The organism is Providencia rettgeri (assembly GCF_041075285.1).
GTDB lineage: Bacteria > Pseudomonadota > Gammaproteobacteria > Enterobacterales > Enterobacteriaceae > Providencia > Providencia rettgeri_G.
This window is the reverse complement of the sequence record NZ_CP163512.1, coordinates 2,345,818-2,361,841: the sequence shown is the minus strand read 5'-3', so window position 1 is coordinate 2,361,841 and position 16,024 is coordinate 2,345,818. Positions and strand designations below refer to the sequence as shown.

Sequence of the window (16,024 nt, the reverse complement as noted above, 5' to 3'; positions counted from 1 at the left end):
ATATGTACTATGATAACTTGTTACAATAAACGGTTATTGCCTTATATTCATATTATTAGTAATAACCGTTATTTTTAAATAATATAAAATTAATCCAAATAAGCTAATTCAATATTCTGGCAACCCAATGCCCGTAATGTATTTTCAGTAGTACACCACTGTTTCACTATTGCATCTTGCTTTTCTACCAACTTAGCTTGCTCAATCGCATGAATATCTTTACCAGCAAGGTTGATCATAATTAACGCAGCTTGCAGTGGCGGCAAACTTGGGTTAAATGCGGCATTTTCAGCGTAGCGACCCGTAAACAATGAACCATCTTTGAGCTGCACAGCAATACCTGAATGCGATTCGCTATAAGGGGCATGGGATTGATTAGCTGCGTCAATAGCCGCACTTAACAACCGATCACGACTTTGGTTGTTATAACCATGCTGAACAGAATCAAGTAATAGCGTCTCAATGTTTAAATCGGCAGGGCCAAATGAATCAGGTAAATAGTGGTGTAATACCGCGGGCTGACGACCCGGCAAATGCACCATAATCTTTCCGCCTTCACGTAATTCATTCATAAATTGGCGGCAGTGACCACAGGGTGTGTAATTCACAGTGATTGAGATAATTTGTTTTTCACCCTTCATCCAAGAATGGGTAATCGCACATTGCTCAGCGTGGATCACTTGCCCCATTGAGACATGGCTAAACTCCATATTGGCGCCGAAATATAAATTACCACTCGCACCGCAAGCGATTGCACCGACATGGAAATGGGAAATGGGCGTAACGGCATAGGCTGCTGCAAAAGGGAGTAATGAGAAGGCGAGTTCAGAGTCGCTAACGCCACTTTGTGCTTTAATATGTTGCACTTGCTCTGCCGTTAGCATTCCCGGGAAATCAGATTTATCAATGATAGGTCTAAGTACAGATTGTAGCTTCTCTGGAAGCTCGGCCCAAGCGGCCTTAAATCGTGAATGCATGAGTTACCCTCCCTATTTAATTGTTTTTATTCTATTCAATAAAGCATATATCAATATGTGATTCACATCACTAAATCAAATGAAACATGTGAAACAAATTCTTTAAATGAGAGATATATCTCATGTTTTTCCGTCGAGTGATAAGTAAGAGAAATTGCGCACTCTTACTTATCAGATTTAATCGGATAGTTAACTAATAAGATTAGCTAAAAAGATGTAAAATGATAGGAAATATAAATGGGGCACTTAACGAGGTGATCACTCCACAGGTCATTAATGCGAGCGAGCTATATGCGCCTTCAATATAGTTCACTTCAGCACAACGCGCGGTGCCTAATGCGTGGGAAGCTGTTCCCATTGCAAGACCACGAGAAGCATGGGTACGAACACGTAAAACATCAAATAAACTGTGCCCAAACATGGCACCTAAAATACCCACAAACAAGACGCAAGCAGCGCTAATCGCAGGGATCCCTCCAATTGAATCAGCCACTGCCATCGCTATCGGTGTTGTGACGGATTTCGGCAATACAGAGGCGGCGATATCGGGTGTTGCCCCTAACCAGAATGCCATTGCTGCGCCGCTGAACATGGCGACTATGCTACCTGCAAAGCAGATACTAAATAGGGACTTCCATTGGGCTCGGATTTGGTGCATTTGTTCATACAGTGGGAAGGCCAATGCCACAACTGCGGGTTGCAGTAAATCGTTCAGAATTTTACTTCCTGCGAAGTAATGTTCATAGGGTGTATTAGTCATCACCAATATGGCAATAAGCACAGCAATAGTCATTAATAAGGGGTTTAATATTGGCAGCTTAAATTTTACAGATAATTTGCGAGCAAGGTAAAAAACCACAATGGTTAGCGGTAATGACCACCAAATATGCGTTAACATTAATCTTTCCCCTTAGTTTTATCATTATTAATCACCGAAGAAAGAGGATCCTCAGGAGGAAGGGAAACTTCATCAGGTTTAGCCCCCACGACAGGGCGTTCTTTGTGAATATAGTTGGAGCTGATGGCGACAACAATCATCACAATTAAGGTACTGACAACGCAGGAAACCACAATTGGGATCAACTGCTGACTCAGTAAGTCATAATAATTCATGATACCTACACCGATAGGCACAAACAGAATGGTCATATTTTTCAGTAAAATACTGCATCCGGGTTGTGCCCAGTGAGCAGGGATAATTTGCAGCGCTAGCAATGCAAATAAAATTAACATGCCGACAATACTGCCAGGAATGGCAAAAGGAAGTAGGGTAGAGATAAGGTTTCCGACTATCAGGCAGAAGTAAAGTATTGCGAAAGCTCGCAAGTACTGCCACCCCGTTATCAGCACCTGTTTAAATGACATGAGCGTTGCCTCGTAGCTTAACATCTATTCATCATACAATTAACGCTTTTATTGTGCTACCGATCACAATAAAAAGGCAATAAAAAAGTGGAGAGCTTTGCTCTCCACTCAGACTGCTGGCAAACCGATTAGGTTTGCCAGCAGGTTGGATAGGTTTTAAAAAAATAAGGAAAATCAATATATTGATTTTCGGCTGATAACACAAAGTGGGAAAAGCCACGCTTTTATCCCACTTAGTTAAGAACCTCAGTGGAGAGTTTTGCTCTCCACTTTCACAGGCTAAAAAGGCTCTATAACAAATCAGTGTTACTTAACTTGCATACCTGGCTGTGCCCCACTATCAGGGCTAAGCAGATAAATATCTTTACCACCAGGGCCCGCAGCCATCACCATGCCTTCGGATACGCCGAAACGCATTTTACGTGGTGCGAGATTAGCCACCATCACCGTTAAACGACCTTCTAAAGCTTTTGGATCCGGGTATGCAGAGCGAATGCCAGAAAACACTTGGCGAGTCTCTCCACCAATATCCAATTGCAATTTCAGAAGCTTATCGGAACCCTCGACAAAGTCAGCCTGTTTGATTAATGCAATTCGCAGATCAATTTTTGCAAAATCATCAAAGGTGATTGTATCTTGAATTGGGTCGTCAGCAAGAGGACCAGTCACTTGCTGGATTGGCTTGATGCTTTCTTTTGATGCTTCAACCATCGCATCGACTTTCGCCATTTCAATGCGGTTAAACAGAGCCTTGAACGGTGCAACACTGTGGTCAAGTAATGGTGTGTTAATCTCATCCCAAGACAGTTCAGTATTTAAAAAGGTTTCGGCGCGTTTGGTTAGGCCCGGCAAAACAGGTTTCAGGTACGTCATCAGTATGCGGAATAGGTTGATACCCATTGAGCAAATATCTTGCAACTCTTGGTCTTTACCTTCCTGCTTAGCCACGACCCAAGGGGCTTTCTCATCAACGTAGCGGTTAGCAATATCAGCTAATGCCATGATTTCACGGATAGCTTTATTGTACTCTCGATTGTTATAGTCTTCACCGATCACTTTGGCAGCATCGATAAACTGTTGATATAAGTCAGGCTCAGCTAAGTTTGCCGACAATTTACCGCCAAAGCGTTTAGCGATAAAACCTGCGTTACGTGACGCTAAGTTAACCACTTTATTCACGATGTCGCTATTTACGCGCTGAACAAAGTCTTCAAGGTTCAAATCAATATCATCAATACGGGAAGATAATTTCGCCGCATAATAATAACGTAAGCAGTCTGCATCCAAATGGTCTAAATACGAACGTGCAGTAATAAATGTGCCGCGAGATTTAGACATTTTTGCACCATTAACCGTAACATAACCGTGAACAAACAGATTAGTTGGTTTACGGTATTGGCTACCTTCTAACATGGCAGGCCAGAACAGGCTGTGAAAATAGACGATATCTTTACCGATAAAGTGGTAAAGGTCTGTTTTTGAGTCCTTATTCCAGAATTCATCAAAATTCAGATCATCACGTTTGCTACACAAGTTTTTAAATGACCCCATGTAACCAATTGGGGCATCCAACCAAACGTAGAAATATTTGCCCGGCGCATCAGGAATTTCAAAACCGAAATACGGTGCATCGCGGGTAATATCCCACTGTTGTAAACCTGATTCGAACCATTCTTGCATTTTGTTGGCAACTTGTTCTTGTAGCGCACCCGAGCGAGTCCATGCTTGTAACATGTCGCTAAATGCAGGTAAATCAAAGAAAAAGTGTTCTGAATCACGCATCACAGGCGTTGCACCAGAGATGACCGATCGTGGATTGATTAACTCTGTTGGGCTGTAGGTTGCGCTACACACTTCACAGTTATCACCGTATTGGTCTTCTGCTTTACATTTCGGGCAGGTGCCTTTAACGAAGCGATCTGGTAAGAACATGCCTTTTTCTGGGTCGAAAAGCTGAGAAATTGTGCGATTTTTAATAAAACCGTTATTTTTCAGTTTTCCATAAATCAGTTCTGATAACTCTTTATTTTCTTCACTGTGTGTAGAGTGATAATTATCATAACTAATAGCAAAACCAGCAAAATCGTTCTGATGCTCTTGGTTCACTTCGGCAATCATGGCTTCAGGTGTCACACCGAGTTGCTGTGCTTTAAGCATGATAGGCGTTCCGTGCGCGTCATCGGCACAGATAAAATGAACCTCTTTGCCGCGCATTCGCTGATAACGGACCCAAATATCAGCCTGAATGTGTTCCAGGATATGACCAAGATGGATTGAACCGTTAGCATAGGGTAACGCACAGGTTACCAGTAATTTATTCGCGACTTGAGACATAGTAACTTTCTGACTTCCATTATTTGAAAAGGGTCTTTGATGTTAACCGATCAAAACCATCGCTGCTAGGGGTATAAAGGATTAATTGGAAATTTGTTGGAAAAAGAAATTTTTGCCTGTTCGAGGCTTTTGCGTGCTAGGGCTGTTTATCTTTGCTGCTGATTTTTACGGCTAGGAGCTGATTTTTTTGATGGTGAGTTTTTATGTGTATTAATCGAAACCAAAGGGCTGTCGTATTGCAATATTTTAAATTATTTCAATAAATTGAATCTAGTGAATTGTATTAATACGCTATTTTTGATCTATCTGTGCTGTAAAAATCAGTCATGAAGAATAACGCTTCGATATCGTCACTATTTTTTGTGTTCTCTGTTATGATTAACCTCAGTCAAAGTATATCCATTTAATCTCAGGTAGCTTATCGAGTGATATAGGATATCTATAGTTCAAAAATATAAATAAAGGAGCCGGGATGAACGATAAATCCCCCGAGCAGAACAAACCAGAACTGCTGACTGAACAAGTCTCCAAAGTTTTGGCTTCATTTACACACCCAACACTGCAACGTAATCTGATTTCTATCAAAGCGTTACATCATTGTGCTATGTTGGATAATGTGCTGCACATCGAATTAGTTATGCCATTTGTTTGGAAAGGGCCTTTCCAAACGTTGATTAGTGAAAAAACAGCAGAGTTAAAACAACTCACAGGCGCTCACGCTGTCGAGTGGAAGCTACGTCATAATGTAACGACACTAAAACGTGCGAACGATTTACCGGGCATTAATGGGGTGCGCAATATTCTTGCAGTGAGCTCGGGTAAAGGTGGGGTAGGTAAATCCAGTACATCTGTAAACTTAGCATTAGCACTGGCACAAGAAGGGGCGAAAGTCGGTATCCTTGATGCGGATATTTATGGCCCGTCTATCCCAAATATGTTAGGTACAACGTTAGAGCGTCCAACGTCCCCAGATGGTCAGCATATGGCACCTATTATGGCGTATGGCTTAGCAACTAACTCAATCGGTTATTTAGTCACTGACGATAACGCGATGGTATGGCGTGGCCCAATGGCCAGTAAGGCACTAATGCAAATGCTGCAAGATACCTTATGGCCTGATTTGGACTATTTAGTTATCGATATGCCACCGGGAACCGGGGATATCCAATTAACACTGTCACAAAATATCCCTGTAACAGGGGCAATTGTCGTCACAACGCCACAAGATATTGCCTTGGTTGATGCGATGAAAGGTATTGTGATGTTTAAGAAAGTGAATGTGCCAGTTTTAGGCGTAGTTGAAAATATGAGCGCACACATTTGCAGTAACTGTGGTCATGTCGAACCTATTTTCGGCACGGGTGGTGCAGAAAAATTAGCAGAGAAATATAACACGAAACTGTTAGGTCAAGTACCGCTGCATATTTCTTTGCGTGAAGATCTCGACCGTGGTCAACCTACTGTTATGCGTGATCCTGAAGGGGAGTTTGCGGATATTTACCGTGAAATCGCTTCTGGTATTTCTGCGCTAATGTATTGGGAAGGGGAGAAAATCCCAACGGAAATTTCATTCCGTGCTGTGTAATTTACAGTAATTCAAATGTAGGCTATTTAGTGATTAACGCTAAATAGCCTGAGGTTGTTGACAAAGTGGGATAAAAGCGTGGTTTTTCCCACTTTGTGTTATCAGGCGAAAATCAATATATTGATTTTCCTTGTTTATTTTCAAAACCTATCCAACCTGCCGCCAAACATGTTATGTTTGTCAGCAGTCTGAGGCTATTTAGTGTTTAACACTAAATAGCCTTTTTATTTGTATGAGTTACTGGTTATCAACTTTCTCTTTTTCTGATTTATGTGTGGATTGTTTTTATATTGCACGATGATCGCGTAGAATAGGGGAATATCTGTGTTGATGAATTTTCTTCCTATGGGTAAGCCCTAAAAGGTGATTATGAAATTTTTAATTTTTATTGTCGTAGTAGTGCTGATCGTTATTTATTTTTATAACCGCATCGTGGCATTACGTGAAGCTGTAGTTTCTAGTGAAACGGAAATTTCCGTTCAATTAGATCGTCGCGGAAAAGTGTTTGATAGCTTGCTTGCGACAGTAAAAAAATATTTAAGCCATGAAACGGAAGTATTCAGTAAAATTACTGAACTACGTACTCAGGCGCAAAATGCAACAGGGGATAAAGCACGTGAAGCGGAAGATGCGTTATCCAAAATGGTGAGTAGTGGTGCGATTAACGTCGCCGTTGAAGCCTATCCAGAGCTGAAATCCGATGCAATAATGGCTAATCTACAAGAAGAAATCGTTTCTTCAGAAAATAAACTTTCTTTTGCAAAACGTGGTTATAACCGTTCATTAGAAACCTATAATGCTTATATTGCTTCTATGCCAGCCGCGCTAATTGTTGGCATTATTCCGAGCTTAAAAATTTCGAAAGAATACTGGCGTCTTGACGAAGATACCATTAAGTCTGAAGAGTCTCGCCGTATTAATTTCGACTAGTTATTGGTTCATTGTTATTTGAAAAAATTATCGGAACAGCTTAGGACGTTCCGATAATTATCTGTGATAGAAAACAGGGTACTTTATGGATTTTCGTAACGTCATACGTAAAAATAATATTCGGACACGCTTTGTGGTAATGAGCTATGTTTTTATTATGCTTATTATTGGGTTATTAGCGGATATTGCTACTCATCCAAATGAACAATTAGATTTACTTCAGAACGCGATAGCGTTTGTGACGTTAAAAGAAATGCCAATTGCAACCTTGATCGTGTTAGGCTTGACGTTTCTTGGGTTGATTTATATTCATTTCCGTGGTCATAAAATGATGTTGGCTGGCATGAATGCAAAAGAAATTAACCAAGAAAATGCTATTAGCTCAGAAGAAAAACAGTTAGTTAATATTATTGAAGAACTCAGTTTAAGTGCAAGCTTAGGCTATATTCCTCGTTTATATATTTTAGAAAGTGACGAGCCAAATGCATTTGCTGCGGGCTGGAACAGTCGTAATGCGTTAGTTGGGGTGACGCGAGGATTGTTACAAACACTAAACCGTCAAGAAGTCCAAGCCGTTCTGGCACATGAAGTGGGACACATTATTCATGGAGATTCGAAACTGACTCTGTATGTGGGGATCTTAGCCAACGTAATTTTGACTGTAACCAATTTATTTAGTCAAATTTTTATCCGTACCGCAGGGCGAAGCCGTAATAATGCCGCCAATAAAGCCCAAATGATTTTGTTAGTATTGAATTTTGTTTTGCCATGGATCACGCAAATTCTGTATTTTTATTTATCCCGTACCCGGGAATATATGGCGGATGCGGCGGCAGTTGATTTGACATCTGATAACCAAGCGATGATCAGTGCGCTGAAAAAAATTTCAGGGCAACATGAAACCCATGAATATGATGAGAGCAGTACAGGGCAAGCTTACCGTAAAGCGGCCTATATTTTTAATAAAGGGGATTCTATTTTTTCCACCCATCCTTCTATTGAGAATCGCATTGCTGCATTAGAAGGTAAGAAGCCCTTTTAGCCCCACTAAACTAAAGCGTTGATCGGCGATTGATGGTTTTTCATCGAATAATGGCGTTTTTTTAGCTAACTTTGTTGTGGGACGCTGGAACAACACGCCATTACCCCCTATAATCCCGCCAACGTAACATTTAGATGTTATGCCTTTTTCATTTCTAAAATATTTAACCAGGTTATCATTTTATGACTGACATAGCGCATCACTGTACCATTGTAGGTATATCGGGAGCCTCTGCATCTGGCAAAAGCTTAATTGCCAGCACGCTATATCGTGAATTAAGAGAAAAGGTCGGTGATCATAATATCGGTGTTATTCCAGAGGACTGTTATTATAAAGACCAAGCAGATGTGCCAATGGAAGAACGCCTTAAAGTGAACTATGATCATCCTAATTCAATGGATCACAGCTTACTTTATGAACACCTAAGATCACTAAAAAGTGGTCAAGCAGTAGAAATCCCACAATACGACTATGTCGCTCACACTCGCAAAGAAAAAACCATTACATTCAAACCTAAAAAAGTCATTATTATCGAAGGTATTTTATTGTTAACCGATAAACGCCTACGTAGTGAGATGGATTTTTCGATTTTTGTTGATACACCACTCGATATTTGCTTGATGCGCCGCATTAAACGTGATGTAAATGAACGAGGCAGAACATTGGATTCCGTGATTGACCAATATAATAAAACGGTTCGTCCAATGTTTTTACAGTTTATTGAGCCGTCAAAGCAGTATGCGGACATCATTGTCCCTCGCGGAGGTAAAAACCGTGTGGCCATTGATATTTTGAAGGCGAAGATCGGGGAATTTTGCCAAGATTAATCAAGGCAGAGACTAACATTATGATGGGGGAAACAGCCATGCGTCTTTGTGACCGCGATATTATTCAATGGATGGATGATGGTAAATTAGAGATTAGCCCACGCCCACCTATTGAAAGGATCAATGGTGCGACCGCAGATGTCCGTTTGGGAAATCAATTTCGTGTTTTCCGAGGACATACAGCGGCGTATATTGATTTAAGTGGCCCAAAAGATGAAGTGAATGCCGCACTGGATCGTGTGATGAGTGATGAGATCGTGCTAAGTGAAGATGAACCCTTTTTCTTACATCCGGGGGAATTAGCACTTGCGGTCACGCTTGAGTCTGTTACGCTCCCTGATAACCTTGTCGGTTGGCTGGATGGTCGCTCTTCACTCGCGAGATTAGGTTTAATGGTGCATGTTACAGCGCATCGTATTGATCCTGGCTGGAAGGGGCAGATAGTATTAGAATTTTATAATTCAGGTAAATTACCCTTAGCATTACGTCCTGGCATGGTGATTGGCGCGCTGAGTTTTGAGCCGTTATCAGGCAGTGCGGACCGTCCTTACAATAGTCGCCAAGATGCAAAATATAAAAATCAACAAGGAGCTGTTGGTAGCCGTATCAGTGAAGACTGATACTCGCTAAACTTTGCGAAAATTGCGTTATTAATGGATTTTAATAGCGTGATTTTTGCCCATTTTTAGGGAAAGCAATGGTGTGAGTTCACGGTGGTGATGGTCGCAGACAAAGTTTAAGAGAGGGAAGCATGAAACGTTTTTTAACGACACTGATTATTTTACTTGTCGTCATCGTTGCGGGGTTGACAGCATTGGTGATGTTGGTAAATCCGAATGATTTTCGCCATTATATTGTCGAACAAGTAGAGAAAAAAAGTGGCTATCAGCTTGAATTTAATGGGGATATGCGTTGGCATGTTTGGCCGACCTTAAGTATTATCACAGGCCCTGTTTCCTTAACTGCCCCGAATGCTTCCAAACCAGTTTTAAGTGCTGAAAACATGCGCTTAGATGTTGAACTCTGGCCTTTAATTTCCCATCGTTTATCTGTTGAACAAATTGTTATTGATGGTGCAGTGATCCGCAAAACACCAGAAAGTGAGCCACAAACACACAGCAGCGCACCGATTGCGCCCGGGGGAACAACGCCTCAAACAGCGTCAGTTGATAAGAGTCATTGGCTGTTAGATATAGAAAAAATTGATATTTCTAACAGTTTAGTGATTTGGCAAACAGCGAAAGATGAGTTTAACTTGCGCAATATTAATCTGTCATTGAAAAAAAATAATCATCAACAAGTGGCGGTAAAATTCAGTGGGAATTTAAACAAAAATCAGCAGGAGTTTGTGTTTGATACTCGTGCAGATGTGGACTTATCCTCGATTAACCAAAAGATTAGCGGCCGATTAACCCAGTTTGACTATACCTTTAGTGGCGTAGACTTACCCGAAAGTGGTATCGCAGGGCAAATCACCACGGATTTTCTGTATACCAAAGGGCAAGAGCCTAGCGCAAATTTAACTCATCTATCAATTAAAGCCAATGAAAGTCTACTAACCGGGGATATCAACGTTAAATTAAGCGAAATTCCTCAACTGGCAGTTAAATTTGCATCTGAAAAACTCGATTTAGATAATTTGTTAGGTACGTTACCTGCAACGTCAACTTCTGATGCGCAAACGAATAATAACCGAGTTGGTGTTAAACCTGTTATTTCTGGAGCGAGTACACAACGATATGACTTGTCCGTTTTAAAATCATTTACTGCGGATGTAGAGTTAACGGTAGGCAATTTAATTTACCGTGGTATGTCGGTCAATGATGTGGTGATCAGCGCTCAAAATCAAACACCGCGTTTAACGGTGTCTAAATTAGAAGGAAAAGCATTTGGAGGGGACTTTTCATTACCTGTTACCCTAAATTACAGTGCGACACCCGTGACAGTTTCGGCAAAACCTAACTTTAAAAACATTGACTTAACACCGTTATTAAAAGCATTCAATATGCCGCAAAAATTAAGTGGTATTATCTCCCTCAACGGCGCATTGTCGGGGGTGGGGTATGACGATTATGCGGTGAAAAACCAATGGCAAGGCCCTATTAATTTTGAACTTAGAAATGCTAAATTGCATGGTTTGAATATTCCTCAATTAATTCAGCAGTCTATTTCCCGTGTGACCAATAAAATTAACGCCCCTATAAATACCGGAAATTATACAGAAGTTGAATTATTTACCGTCAAGGGATACTTAAATAAAGGCAATATGAATATTTCATCAATGAATGGGAAATCCAACGTGGTGAATATTCAAGGTCAAGGCCGTGTAAATATTCCAAATGAAACTATTGATGTGAATTTGGGGGTCAATATTTTTGGTGGCTGGGCAGGGGATTCACGCCTTGTTCAGCAACTGCAAGGCATGAATATTCCACTGCGTATTTATGGAAATTGGCATAGTTTGCAATATCAACTTGATGTGGAAAAATTACTGCGCAATGAGCTGCGTACACAAGCTAAAGAGGCGATTGGTAACTTCTTGAGAAAAGAAGAAAATAAAGGGCTTAATGAGTTATTGAATGCGCTTTAGACTTAATGATAGAACCGCCGAAAATTGGCGGTTCTATCATTATGGTTGGGTATAAACTAACTTAGTAACTAATATTATTGGATATCAAATTTAGATGGCTTCTTGTTTCCATTAATAAAATCAATGTGGGCTTGTTTATTATCAAGATATGCTCTGCTGCTTCGTTCTATTTTTGTTTTAAAAGCTGTATCCGCTAGTTCAAGATGCTTGGTGGTTTTTTTAGCATTATCTTGTAGTTTCGTGAGCTCTTTTTGTTTGAAACTAGCATGGTTGTATGAAGAACTATCTAGCAGCTTTTGGTACCGTGTGATTGAGTTTTTTAATTTATCTAAGTCTGCTTTCACTTCATTAGGGGATAGTACCCAAGCTGAACGATCGTTTGTTATGATGCGATTAATCTTTGATTCAATGTTTGCTAACCTAGATTTCAGACCGTTGATGTCTTTTTTATGAACTGTTTTTTCCGTTGTAATTTTAATGGAAGGAGCTTTAGTCATGGAGGACATTTGTCTAAGCTCTGGATTTCTAATTTCTTTTTCAGCAATTACAGGGCGGAGTTCAGCATTGTTTTGCAGGTGACTTGCTTTATTAGCGACACTACTTGGTGATTTATTTGCGCTCTGATTAATATTCGTTTTTTGAAATGTATTGATATTTGATTGTTGAACTTTTAACGACATAACATGACCTTTTATTAAAGTTAGATATATTTAATGTGTCAAATTATTCATTATTACAATGTTTGTTTCTTTTAAAAAACGATGCCACTTTTGTCTTTATCAGTTTGATTTATTTACTTCTTAATGGAGTTGTATGTAAAAAAATACCGGCCTGATAGACCGGTATTAAATAGCAATTAGTGGTTAGTCATCTTCATACTCATAACCCTCTCCTTCACCGGATGGAGGGGTGATCAGGACTTTATTTACGCGATGGCTATTGACTTCAAGGGGTTGGAATACACAGCCATTAATGGTGACCTGTTCTCCAACCTCGGGAACACGTTGTAAATGCTCCATTAAGAGGCCAGCGATGGTTTCGTATTCACGTTTTTCATCCAATTCCATCGGCACAAACATGATCAGGTCTTCCAACGGCATAAAGCCATTGGCGATCCAAGTCCCGTCATCCAGCTTTTGAATATCATGACGTGAGTCGTTTTCTTCTTCACCGACAGGCAGGTTACCTGCGATAGTTTCCATCACGTCGGTTAAGGTAACGATACCTTCAATGGAACCAAATTCATCCACCACAAAGGCGAAATGGGTATGAGCTTTACGGAACTGTTCAAGGGCTTTTAACAGTGATAAACCCTCAGGGAAGATCAGCGGTTGAGTGATTAACGCACGTAAGTCCAGAGGGTTACCGCGCAGTTGCTGCTTCACTAAGTCCATTACATGTACAACACCAACAGGCTCATCGCTGATCGTTTCATCAATAACCACAAGGCGCGAGTGTGGGTTTTTCTCCATCAATTGCAATAAATCGCTAGAGGACTTATTGATATCGAGATAGTCCACATCGTGGCGTGAAGTCATGATGCTTTCAACGTTGCGTTGTGCCATGCCGAGCACACGAGCTATCATCAAACGCTCTTGCGGATCAAAGACGGGCTTGTTATCTGCGATAAGATCAGACGTCCGTGGGTCTAGTTCCCCTCTTTCGGTATTACCACTTAAAATACGTAAGACGGCTTCTGCCGTCCGTTCACGCAATGGGCGCGAACCTTTAAGGAATTTACGGCGGTTAAATTGGGCGAATTGGTTCAAGACTTCAATCATAATCGAGAAGCCAATTGCAGCGTACAGATAGCCCTTAGGAATGGCGTAACCAAAACCTTCGGCGACTAAGCTGAAACCAATCATTAACAAGAAGCTTAAACAGAGTATGACAATGGTTGGGTGGTTGTTGACAAAGCTGGTCAGTGGTTTGCTTGCCCAGATCATCAGCAGCATAGCAATCGTGACTGCCGCAATCATCACACCGATATGGTCAACCATACCGACTGCTGTTATGACAGAGTCTAGAGAGAATACTGCATCAAGCACAATAATTTGTGCAACAACAGCCCAGAAATTCGATGTCTTTCGCTGAGTATTCGTGTGTTCGTCTTTACCTTCTAGCCGCTCATTCAATTCCATAGTGGCTTTGAACAAGAGGAACAGCCCCCCAACCAACATGATTAAGTCTCTGGCACTAAAAGGATGCTCAAAAAGCGTTAATATTGGCTTTGTTAGGGTAATAAGCCATGACAGGCTAAATAGCAGCACTACACGCATAACTAAGGCTAATAAAAGTCCAGTTACACGGGCTCTATCACGCAGCTTTGGCGGGAGCTTATCTGCCAGAATGGCGATGAAGACGAGGTTATCAATACCAAGAACGATTTCTAGAACGATTAGGGTAGCGAGGCCCGCCCAAATCGAAGGATCTGCGATCCATTCCATACAGTTTGTTTTACCTTCTGATATGACGGCTTATACCGACTGGTGAATAATGCGGTTTGTTGAAAGAAATATCAATAAAAATTCACTTTATACTCGAAATCCTTCAAGTTGCAGCGCTGTTGATTACGCAACGCTCACCGAGTCACCTCGTTTATCTATACTCGCCGTCTATCTTGGCTTGTCGTCTACCTGCAACTCGAATTATTTGGGGGATAGTTGGACAATTCTTGACAAAAATGGTGTTGTGTACGTTATCGATTGCATCAATAACTACCATGCTGCACAATCCTAGGTTAATATGTGATCCCGTTAACAGAATGTCAGCGCTTTAAGGCTGACTTGGTCCTAATCAGACAGGAGTTGTTCATGTCAAAGCAGCAGATTGGTGTTGTCGGAATGGCGGTCATGGGGCGTAACCTTGCGCTCAATATTGAAAGCCGCGGTTACTCAGTATCTATCTTTAACCGTTCTAAAGATAAAACAGATGAAGTCATTGCCGAAAATCCAGGGAAAAACCTCGTTCCTAACTATACAATTGAAGAATTTGTAGACTCTCTGGAAAAACCACGTCGTATCTTATTGATGGTCAAGGCGGGTGAAGCAACGGACAAAACAATTGCCTCCCTGACGCCTCATCTTGACAAGGGTGATATCCTTATTGACGGTGGTAACACGTTATTTACGGATACTATCCGCCGTAACCGTGAATTATCTGCGCAAGGTTTTAACTTCATTGGAACCGGTGTTTCCGGTGGTGAAGAAGGGGCATTAAAAGGTCCTTCCATTATGCCTGGTGGTCAAAAAGAAGCTTATGAACTGGTTGCGCCAATTTTAAAAGAAATTGCAGCGAAGGCAGAAGGTGAGCCTTGTGTAACCTATATTGGTGCAGATGGTGCAGGCCATTATGTGAAAATGGTGCACAATGGTATCGAATACGGTGATATGCAATTGATTGCTGAAGCTTATTCGCTGTTAAAAGGTTCATTAAACCTAAGCAATGAAGAGCTGGCAGACACCTTTGCAGAGTGGAACAAAGGTGAGTTGAGCAGCTACCTGATTGAAATCACAGCAGATATCTTCAAGAAAAAAGATGAAGACGGTCAATACTTGGTTGACGTGATTTTAGATGAAGCGGCAAACAAAGGGACAGGTAAATGGACAAGTCAGAGTGCGCTGGATCTAGGCATTCCGCTGACTCTGATCACCGAATCTGTCTTTGCTCGTTATATTTCTTTCTTAAAAGATCAGCGTGTTGCAGCTTCTAAAGTGTTAACGGGGCCAGTATTGAAAGCGGTTGAAGGCGATAAAAAAGCGTTTATTGAGAAAATTCGCCGTGCACTGTATTTAGGTAAAATTGTTTCTTATGCGCAAGGCTTCCAGCAGTTAAAAGCCGCGTCAGATGAATACAATTGGGATCTGAACTACGGTGAAATTGCTAAAATCTTCCGTGCAGGCTGTATTATTCGTGCGCAATTCCTGCAAAAAATCACCGATGCTTACAACCAAGATGCGAAAATTGCCAACTTACTGTTAGCGCCATATTTCAAGCAAATTGCGGATGAATATCAGCAAGCACTGCGTGATGTTGTGTGCTATGGCGTACAAAATGGTATTCCAACACCAACCTTCTCTGCGGCTATTTCTTATTATGATAGCTACCGTTCAGCAGTATTACCTGCAAACTTGATCCAAGCGCAGCGTGACTACTTCGGTGCTCACACCTATAAACGTACCGATAAAGACGGTGTTTTCCACACCGAATGGATGGAGTAATTCCAACCTCATCCTTACCGATGATGCAAGAAGGCGCTATATTTAGCGCCTTGAGGTTGTTGACAAAGTGGGATAAAAGCGTGGTTTTTCCCACTTTGTGTTATCAGGCGGAAATCAATATATTGATTTTCCTTATTTTTTCAAAACCTATCCA

At 41.1% G+C, this 16,024-nt stretch carries 13 protein-coding genes; 7 read left to right on the top strand and 6 right to left on the bottom strand.

Annotation, left to right across the window (positions count from 1 at the left end; genetic code table 11):
• Positions 1-89: 89 nt before the first annotated feature.
• From cdd to metG, 4 genes are all read right to left on the bottom strand, one after another.
• A complete protein-coding gene (cdd, locus tag AB6N04_RS10655) occupies positions 90-977 on the bottom strand; it encodes a cytidine deaminase (protein WP_369308280.1) in 888 nt (295 codons plus the stop codon).
• 202 nt (positions 978-1,179) lie between these two features.
• Positions 1,180-1,875, bottom strand: coding sequence for a CidB/LrgB family autolysis modulator (locus AB6N04_RS10650; RefSeq protein ID WP_369308279.1), 696 nt, complete (start codon positions 1,873-1,875; stop codon positions 1,180-1,182).
• Positions 1,875-2,342, bottom strand: coding sequence for a CidA/LrgA family protein (locus AB6N04_RS10645; protein ID WP_369308278.1), 468 nt, complete (start codon positions 2,340-2,342; stop codon positions 1,875-1,877). Before AB6N04_RS10645 ends, AB6N04_RS10650 begins: the two co-directional genes overlap by 1 nt.
• Before the next feature lie 306 nt (positions 2,343-2,648).
• Positions 2,649-4,676 carry a methionine--tRNA ligase gene (metG, locus tag AB6N04_RS10640; RefSeq protein WP_369308277.1) on the bottom strand — a complete coding sequence of 676 codons (2,028 nt, stop codon included), beginning with the start codon at positions 4,674-4,676 and terminating at the stop codon, positions 2,649-2,651.
• 472 nt (positions 4,677-5,148) lie between these two features.
• Here metG and apbC point away from each other — a divergent pair, with 472 nt between their 5' ends.
• The 6 genes from apbC (at position 5,149) to asmA (ending at position 11,650) form a co-directional block, all read left to right on the top strand.
• Positions 5,149-6,261 carry an iron-sulfur cluster carrier protein ApbC gene (gene apbC, locus AB6N04_RS10635; protein ID WP_369308275.1) on the top strand — a complete coding sequence of 371 codons (1,113 nt, stop codon included), beginning with the start codon at positions 5,149-5,151 and terminating at the stop codon, positions 6,259-6,261.
• 369 nt (positions 6,262-6,630) lie between these two features.
• Entirely contained in the window at positions 6,631-7,191 is a 561-nt protein-coding gene (locus tag AB6N04_RS10630) for a LemA family protein (protein ID WP_369308274.1), read from the top strand.
• Between the two features lie 85 nt (positions 7,192-7,276).
• Positions 7,277-8,233: a zinc metalloprotease HtpX gene (htpX, locus tag AB6N04_RS10625; protein ID WP_369308273.1), complete on the top strand. Its 957-nt coding sequence runs from the start codon at positions 7,277-7,279 to the stop codon at positions 8,231-8,233.
• Between the two features lie 182 nt (positions 8,234-8,415).
• Positions 8,416-9,060, top strand: coding sequence for a uridine kinase (udk, locus tag AB6N04_RS10620; protein ID WP_369308272.1), 645 nt, complete (start codon positions 8,416-8,418; stop codon positions 9,058-9,060).
• Between the two features lie 38 nt (positions 9,061-9,098).
• The gene (gene dcd / locus AB6N04_RS10615; RefSeq protein ID WP_369312063.1) at positions 9,099-9,680 is read left to right on the top strand and encodes a dCTP deaminase; all 582 of its coding nucleotides are present in this window, start codon (positions 9,099-9,101) and stop codon (positions 9,678-9,680) included.
• 131 nt (positions 9,681-9,811) lie between these two features.
• Positions 9,812-11,650: an outer membrane assembly protein AsmA gene (gene asmA, locus AB6N04_RS10610; protein WP_369308271.1), complete on the top strand. Its 1,839-nt coding sequence runs from the start codon at positions 9,812-9,814 to the stop codon at positions 11,648-11,650.
• A 74-nt stretch (positions 11,651-11,724) separates the two neighbouring features.
• On the opposite strand, the gene AB6N04_RS10605 is transcribed toward asmA, so the two are convergent.
• Positions 11,725-12,330, bottom strand: a complete 606-nt coding sequence (locus tag AB6N04_RS10605) for a hypothetical protein (RefSeq protein WP_369308270.1) — start codon at positions 12,328-12,330, stop codon at positions 11,725-11,727.
• 183 nt (positions 12,331-12,513) lie between these two features.
• Complete coding sequence (locus AB6N04_RS10600) at positions 12,514-14,097, bottom strand: TerC family protein (RefSeq protein WP_369308269.1); 1,584 nt, start codon at positions 14,095-14,097, stop codon at positions 12,514-12,516.
• Between the two features lie 366 nt (positions 14,098-14,463).
• Here AB6N04_RS10600 and gndA point away from each other — a divergent pair, with 366 nt between their 5' ends.
• Positions 14,464-15,870, top strand: a complete 1,407-nt coding sequence (gene gndA / locus AB6N04_RS10595; RefSeq protein WP_369308268.1) for an NADP-dependent phosphogluconate dehydrogenase — start codon at positions 14,464-14,466, stop codon at positions 15,868-15,870.
• Positions 15,871-16,024 lie beyond the last annotated feature (154 nt).

Coding starts and splice junctions, on each gene's coding strand:
- AB6N04_RS10650 (WP_369308279.1), bottom strand. CDS start 1,875: ATGTTAACGCATATTTGGTGGTCATTACCGCTAACCATTGTGGTTTTT.
- apbC (WP_369308275.1), top strand. CDS start 5,149: ATGAACGATAAATCCCCCGAGCAGAACAAACCAGAACTGCTGACTGAA.
- AB6N04_RS10600 (WP_369308269.1), bottom strand. CDS start 14,097: ATGGAATGGATCGCAGATCCTTCGATTTGGGCGGGCCTCGCTACCCTA.
- gndA (WP_369308268.1), top strand. CDS start 14,464: ATGTCAAAGCAGCAGATTGGTGTTGTCGGAATGGCGGTCATGGGGCGT.
- udk (WP_369308272.1), top strand. CDS start 8,416: ATGACTGACATAGCGCATCACTGTACCATTGTAGGTATATCGGGAGCC.
- AB6N04_RS10645 (WP_369308278.1), bottom strand. CDS start 2,342: ATGTCATTTAAACAGGTGCTGATAACGGGGTGGCAGTACTTGCGAGCT.
- asmA (WP_369308271.1), top strand. CDS start 9,812: ATGAAACGTTTTTTAACGACACTGATTATTTTACTTGTCGTCATCGTT.
- metG (WP_369308277.1), bottom strand. CDS start 4,676: ATGTCTCAAGTCGCGAATAAATTACTGGTAACCTGTGCGTTACCCTAT.
- htpX (WP_369308273.1), top strand. CDS start 7,277: ATGGATTTTCGTAACGTCATACGTAAAAATAATATTCGGACACGCTTT.
- cdd (WP_369308280.1), bottom strand. CDS start 977: ATGCATTCACGATTTAAGGCCGCTTGGGCCGAGCTTCCAGAGAAGCTA.
- AB6N04_RS10630 (WP_369308274.1), top strand. CDS start 6,631: ATGAAATTTTTAATTTTTATTGTCGTAGTAGTGCTGATCGTTATTTAT.
- dcd (WP_369312063.1), top strand. CDS start 9,099: ATGCGTCTTTGTGACCGCGATATTATTCAATGGATGGATGATGGTAAA.
- AB6N04_RS10605 (WP_369308270.1), bottom strand. CDS start 12,330: ATGTCGTTAAAAGTTCAACAATCAAATATCAATACATTTCAAAAAACG.